General features: G+C 59.6%; 7 protein-coding genes and 1 pseudogene. 5 read left to right on the top strand and 3 right to left on the bottom strand.

From position 1 onward, the window contains the following. Window positions 1–93 (top strand): IS3 family transposase (locus FQ185_RS29950; RefSeq protein ID WP_141234440.1); only part of this gene is annotated, 93 nt, incomplete at its 5' end. A 48-nt stretch (window positions 94–141) separates the two neighbouring features. On the opposite strand, the gene FQ185_RS29945 is transcribed toward FQ185_RS29950, so the two are convergent. Then, the gene (locus tag FQ185_RS29945) at window positions 142–1,461 is read right to left on the bottom strand and encodes an Nramp family divalent metal transporter (protein ID WP_149420589.1); all 1,320 of its coding nucleotides are present in this window, start codon (window positions 1,459–1,461) and stop codon (window positions 142–144) included. Between the two features lie 156 nt (window positions 1,462–1,617). On the opposite strand from FQ185_RS29945, the gene FQ185_RS29940 reads away from it, so the two are divergent. The 4 genes and pseudogenes from FQ185_RS29940 to FQ185_RS29925 all read left to right on the top strand — a co-directional run bounded on the left by FQ185_RS29940 (window position 1,618) and on the right by FQ185_RS29925 (window position 4,212). Next, on the top strand, window positions 1,618–2,412 hold the full coding sequence (locus FQ185_RS29940; protein WP_149420588.1) for a hypothetical protein: 795 nt from the start codon (window positions 1,618–1,620) through the stop codon (window positions 2,410–2,412). A 58-nt stretch (window positions 2,413–2,470) separates the two neighbouring features. After that, window positions 2,471–3,382: a DMT family transporter gene (locus FQ185_RS29935; RefSeq protein ID WP_149420587.1), complete on the top strand. Its 912-nt coding sequence runs from the start codon at window positions 2,471–2,473 to the stop codon at window positions 3,380–3,382. Between the two features lie 73 nt (window positions 3,383–3,455). Then, window positions 3,456–3,566: pseudogene (locus FQ185_RS30920) on the top strand (glutathione S-transferase family protein); the annotation flags it as partial. Between the two features lie 73 nt (window positions 3,567–3,639). After that, window positions 3,640–4,212: a hypothetical protein gene (locus FQ185_RS29925; protein ID WP_149420586.1), complete on the top strand. Its 573-nt coding sequence runs from the start codon at window positions 3,640–3,642 to the stop codon at window positions 4,210–4,212. A gap of 3 nt (window positions 4,213–4,215) precedes the next feature. Here FQ185_RS29925 and FQ185_RS29920 read toward each other — a convergent pair whose 3' ends face one another. After that, complete coding sequence (locus FQ185_RS29920; RefSeq protein ID WP_149420585.1) at window positions 4,216–4,932, bottom strand: alpha/beta hydrolase; 717 nt, start codon at window positions 4,930–4,932, stop codon at window positions 4,216–4,218. A 173-nt stretch (window positions 4,933–5,105) separates the two neighbouring features. Beyond that, window positions 5,106–6,218: a succinylglutamate desuccinylase/aspartoacylase family protein gene (locus tag FQ185_RS29915; protein WP_149420584.1), complete on the bottom strand. Its 1,113-nt coding sequence runs from the start codon at window positions 6,216–6,218 to the stop codon at window positions 5,106–5,108. Between the last annotated feature and the right edge of the window lie 229 nt (window positions 6,219–6,447).

The raw sequence follows: 6,447 nt of genomic DNA, 5'->3' as shown, positions 1-6,447 counted from the left end.
GAGTACATCCAGTATTACAATCACTCGCGTATCAGACTGAAGCTAAACGGCCTGAGTCCTGTTGAATACAGAACTCAGGCCGCTCAGGCATAGATGGGTAAACGTCCAACTTTGTGGGGTCAGTTCAAAGTGTGGGAACGATCACTGCAAAAACTGCAGAATCAACCAGCTATTTGCACCACTGATCACCGTGAACAACCCCCATGCCAATACCCGCGTCGGCAACCGATTCACAAACGGCCCCATAAGCTTGTGATCGTTGGTCATGCGGATCAGCGGATACAACGCAAACGGCAATTGCAGGCTCAGCACCACCTGACTTAACACCAACAGTTTGCCAATTGCGTTGTCCCCCATCAGCCACACGCCGATAAACGCCGGGATCAGCGCCAGTCCACGGGTGATCAGGCGTCGCTGATAGCAGGGAATCCGCAGGTTCAGGTAACCCTCCATGATCACCTGGCCCGCGATGGTGCCGGTGAAGGTCGAGCTCTGCCCCGAAGCGAGCAGCGCGACACCAAACAACACGCTGGCCAAGGCCCCGCCCACCAGCGGATCAAGCAGATGATAGGCGTCCTGGATGTCCACCACATCGCTATGCCCGGTGGTGTGAAACGCGGCCGCGGCCAGAATCAGGATCGCCGCGTTAACCATCAGCGCCAGGGCCAGCGAGCCGATGGTATCGATGCGCGCCAGTTTCACCGCATCCTGCTTGCTGGCCAGGTCCTTGCCGATCATCCGGGTCTGAATGATCGAGGTGTGCAAATACAGGTTATGCGGCATCACCGTGGCCCCGAGAATCCCGATGGCCAGGTACAGCGGCGCGGCGTCGCCGATCGCTGACAGAGACGGAGTGAAACCCCGGGCCACGTCTGGCCAGTAAGGTTTGATCAACAGCAGCTCGACGAAGAAACACACGCCAATGGTGCCCACCAGCACCAGCATGATCGCTTCCAGTCGGCGGAAACCCCGGTTTTGCAGGGCCAGTACCAGCAGCGTGTCGAACGCCGTGAGCGCGATGCCGACGGTCAGCGAACAGCCCAGCAATAAATGGAATGCAAGCGCGCAACCGAGCACTTCGGCCAGGTCAGTGGCGATGATCGAAATCTCTGCCAACACCCACTGGGTCCGCGCAGTGCGTTTGCTGTAGCGCTCGCGGGACAACTGCGCCAGATCACGCCCGGTGGCAATGCCCAGACGCGAGCACAAACACTGCACCACCATCCCTGCCAGACTCGCCAGCAACACCACGAACAACAGGCTGTAACCAAACCGTAAACCGGCCTCGATAGCAGTCGCCCAGTTGCCCGGGTCCATGTAGCCGATGGACACCAGCAACCCAGGACCGGCAAAACGCAGCATTCTTTTGAAGAATGATGCTCGGGGATCGACGGCAACGCTGCCGGCCACTTCCGGCGGACAGAACGGCGCCGTGGCGATTTTGGGCAAACTGAATTTCACGCAATCATCCAGAAACAGGTGGGAGGGGGCAGCTTAGACGTTTCACTCCTTACGCCCAAGGGGCAGTAGCTTTGTATACAAAACCCGGCAATCCATAGAGCAATCTATCGCACGCAATGCTAACGTTGCTGCCTCACTCAGGTCGGAGGTGCGTGCGTGCTGATGCTCAAACTGCTGGTGATTCCAGGATTTCTCTTGTTGATTTCCCTGGCCGGTAAACGCTGGGGCCCAAGCGTCGCCGGTTGGCTGTCGGGGTTGCCGGTGGTGGTCGGGCCGATTCTGTTCTTCCTCGCCATCGAGCAAGGCGAAGTGTTTGCCGCTCAATCGGCCACGGCCGCGCTGTCGGCGATGTTCGCGATGATTGCCTTTTGCGTAACCTACGCCCAGATCGCGCAACGCGCGGGATGGCCATGGGCGCTCATGGTATCGCTGTTGGTCTGGGCCACAGCGGCCGTCGTGCTGTCGTTGATTCCCCCCTCCCTGGTGTTCTCGGTGATCGCCGCCGCCCTTGCATTGCTGGCAGCGCCCTACCTGTTTCCTTCGGTCCAGCCAATCGTTTCAGGCCCGACACCTAAGTCCGACAAACTGCTGCTGCGCATGATTGCCGGCGCCCTGCTCACCCTCGCAGTTACGCTATTGGCCAGCACCGTCGGCGAACGCTGGAGCGGCTTGCTCGCGGTGTTCCCGGTGCTAGGCAGCGTGATGGCCGTGTTCTCCCAACAAACCCGCGGCCCGGCCTTCACCGCGGCCTTGTTGCGAGCCACCGCCACCGGGATGTACTCGTTCGCCGCGTTTTGCCTGGTCCTGGCGTTGGCCTTGCCAGGCATGGGGCTGAGTGCGTTCGCCCTCGGCGTTGCGGTGTCCGTGGGAATGCTGGGCGTGACCAAGCGTTTGCTGGCCAAACCGGTGAACCTGCCAGCGGACGCTGGACGTACGGCCATCAAACGCTAAGCTGCTTGAGGTCAACGGGCATGGATCGAAGCCCGCTCATCGCGCTGAAGGAACAGACATGACTCAGCTTCGAAACGCCCGCTCCGCTACGGCCGTCGGCGTGATTGCGATAGTGCTCTGGTCCTCCCTGGCATTGCTGACCACCCTCACCGAAGGCATTCCCCCGTTTCAACTGATGACGCTGGGTTTTGGCACGGCGTTCGCGGCCAGCCTGGTGATTCTGGGTCGACGCGGAATCGCCGGCTTCAGTAGCTGGCGACAGCCCTGGGCCGTATGGGCGACCGGATTCTTCGGCATTTTCGTTTATCACGCACTGTACTTTTTCGCGCTCAAAGCCGCGCCGGCGGCCGAAGCCAGTCTGATCAATTACCTTTGGCCGCTGTTGCTGGTGTTGCTTTCGGCATTCTCGGCCGGAGAAAAGCTGCACAAACGGCAAATGCTCGGCGCGCTGCTGGGCCTGGTCGGCACGGCTTTCATTCTGCAGCAACACCAGCCGAGGGCTGGCGCGGCGATGCCTGTCGCCGGTTATCTCGCAGCGTTTGGCTGTGCATTGATCTGGTCGGGGTATTCGGTGATCAACCGCCGGTTCAGCGAAGTGCCGAGCAGCATCATCGGCGGGATCTGCGGCCTCGTCGCTGTGGCCGGACTGGTCTGTCACCTCGCCTTCGAAACCACGATACGACCCGATTTCAGCCAATGGAGCGCAATCGTTGTCCTCGGCCTGGGACCGGTCGGGCTGGCTTTTCTTGCCTGGGACCACGCCACCAAACACGGCAGCCTTGCGACGCTGGGAGCACTTTCGTACTTGGCGCCGCTGATTTCCACCTTGTTGCTGATTACCGTAGGGCGTAGCCATGCCAGCCCGATTCTGATCGTTTCCGCACTGCTGATTATCGCCGGCGCGGTCATCGCCACGTCACGATCAACCGCCACAGCGCAGGCCACTCGTTCGATTATTTCGCACGAGTAGAGCAAGAAGCTCGCACGTCAATCGAACAGGTTTGATCCTCCATTCTCAAGGCAGTCGAACGCCACTACCGCGTGCTCGACCGGCCGCCCAGCGAGCCCAGGGTCTTAAAGAGAAACGGGTGCTGAAGGCCGAGTTCGACGAAGAAACCCGGCGTAATCTGTTCCCGCAGAATCAGCCTCGGTAACCCCTGATAGCTGCTACAAATCGTATTCCGTGGGATGATCGGCCTCAAAGCGCGACCATCCCTGGAGATCTGAATGTCATTGCTGAGTAAAAAAGCCGTTGTTCTGCTGCTGATGGCGGCTGCCAGTTTTGGGACGTTGAATGCGCAGGCCGCCAAGGCCACTGCCAGCGATACCGCCTCGGTACAGAAAGTCTCGATGCTCGGCGGCAAGTTCAAGTTCACCCTGCCCAAGGGCTTCGTCGCCAATCCGTTGCCACCCGGTCCAACCGGTGCCAGCGGCACCATGTACACCAACGAAACAACCAAGACCGTGGTGATCGCCGCAGAAAACAACCTCCCGCCCGGTGTCACCGTCAAGGACAACGACGGCAAGTTTCTCGACGAAACGGTGACCGACTTCGATGCAGCACAACGCAAAGCTCTGCCGGACTTCAATAAACTGAGCGAAAAAAGCCTGACTCAAAAGGGTACTGGTCTGGGACTTCGACAGGTCGACAGCACCGCCACACAGGGTGGCGGCGTCACCCTCAACACCACGCTGATGGCGGCGTCCGGCAACCGCATGGCCGTCGTTCAGGTTATTTCCCGTCCCGGCGACATGGCCGCCCACGAAACGTTAATCAAACAACTCGTCAGCGGCAAGTAAGCGTCAGGGATTGAGGCGCTGCAACCAGGCGCTCAAGTCCTGCATCTCGACCGCGCTGATACTGTGACCGACGCCAGGGTAGGCATGAAATTCAGGCTTGAGTGACAGGCTCTGCAACAGGCTGTTGGCGTCGGTGCCGTCATTGTAGGGAAGGAGTGTGTCAGCGGTGCCATGACCAATAAAAATCGCCAGCTCCTGGCGTTTTTCATCCGGCTTCAACCCGGACCTGAGCACCGGCAACATCCGCCCGCTCAACGCGGCAATCCCGCCCACCGCCTCGGGATGACGAAGGGCCACCTCGTAGGACATCATGGCCCCCTGGCTGAAACCCACCAGGACTACTTTATTGGGTTCGGTGTGATACTTCTTCGCAGCCTGCGCGACAAAGTCCAGCAGTACTTCGCCGCTGGTCTTCAGATCATCCGTCTCACCGTCGTAGGCGCCATCACCTTTCTGGCGGAACCACTGATAACGGCCCTCCTCTATCACCATCGGCGCCCGTACTGACAGGTAGTTGTATTGCGCGGGCAACTCATCCTTCATGTCGAACAGGTCCTGCTCGTTACTGCCGTAACCGTGCAGAAAAATCACCAAGGGCTGATTGTGCGATTCGGGATTGACCTGCTCCAGGTACCTGAGCGGCAGATCGGTTTGCAGCGGGGTTTGAGCGTGGACGGCGGCGGACGCCAGGAGTGTCAGCAGAGCGAGAAACTTCAACATAAACCTTCCTTCACACGTGCAGGATTCGGGGCAGAGCCTAACATCTCTTTTGGCCTTTGATCGTTCCCACGCTCTGCGTGGGAATGCAGCCGGGACGCTCCGCGTCCCAGAAGCCGAACGCGAAGCGTCCGTTGAGGCATTCCACGCAGAGCGTGGGAATGATCGGGAAAACCTCAATCGTTGATGAGTTTTCCGACCCGAATCGGTTCCCGCCCCGCGACCTTCGCCTGCCAGGTGCCCGGCTGTGTATAGCGCCCGCGATCAAGCGCAAACAACACCCCACTGGTCCCGGCACAAACGGTCGTGACCCGATCATTCAACGGGTCGACCACTTCAAACAGTGCATCGCCCTTCTCCACCCACTCACCGGCATCACGCAGGAAACTAACCACGCCGTGATGGGGCGCAAACAGGTACTCGGTGCCCTCGAACGGCATGCCTTCACAGCATTCGCTCGGTGCCGCCGGCCAGTTACCTTTGATGAAACCCTGCTCGGCGAGGAACCCGAGAATCGCCTCGCAATTGGCTTGAGCCTGATCGACCCGCGTATCACCCATGCTGCCCAGCTCCAGCGTCGTTGCCAGGTTGGCCGGTGGAATCGCCGCCTCAGGGAAAGCCCGTGCCAGACGCAACCACGGCGAAGAACAAGACTCGTCGAAAGAACTGCCGCCGGAATCTTCACACAGCAAGGCGACCTCGGCCTTCAAGCGCGCCGCCAGGGATTGCCACTGCGGCCATTGCTGCGGCAACGCGTAAAGGTGAATCGCCGCCTCGAAATCACAATGCAGATCGAGGGTGATGTCGGCGTCGCAGGCATGGCGCAACAACAAGCGATGCATGGCCTCCAGTTGCGAAACCGGTGCCGGCAAACCGTCAAGCACCTCGCCCATGGTCTGGCGAATCAACATGATGTTGGCCTGGGCATCGGCGCCCAATTGATCACCGATCAGCCCGGCCACCGGTCCGCTGAGCTCGACGAACGAACGGTTGAAATTTTTGCCGCTGCCCAGTTCGAAGCGGCCCATGTGGCTGCCTTGCAGGTGTTGATCGAGGCCGATGGGATTGGCCACCGGCACCAGTTCGATCACGCCTTGCAACTGGCCCTGGGTTTCGAGTTCGGTCAGGCGCTTTTTCAGCTCCCAGGCGGTGCGCATGCCCGGCAATTCATCGGCATGCAGACTGGCCTGGATGTACACCTTGCGAGTGCCCGCGCCATAACGAAACACGCTGAGGGTGCGCTCGGTACCCAGGTGGCTCCAGGGCAGTGGATGATCGATGCGTTGCATGGCTGACTCCTGAATGTCTGAACGGTGAGATCACCTGTGGGAGCGAGCCTGCTCGCGATGGCGTACTAACATTCAACATCAATGTCGGCTGACACGACGCCATCGCGAGCAGGCTGAACTGGCCTAATAATTCCGGACACCTCTTAAGGGCGATATGATTTCGCCAATTTGGAGGTTCCATGAAAGAAAGAAGAGTCTTTTCCCGCGAGTTCAAACATCGTGCAGCCAG

Source organism: Pseudomonas sp. ANT_H12B, assembly GCF_008369325.1.
GTDB lineage: Bacteria > Pseudomonadota > Gammaproteobacteria > Pseudomonadales > Pseudomonadaceae > Aquipseudomonas.
Note: the sequence above shows the minus strand (reverse complement) of the source record. Positions and strands in the feature narration are given on the sequence as shown.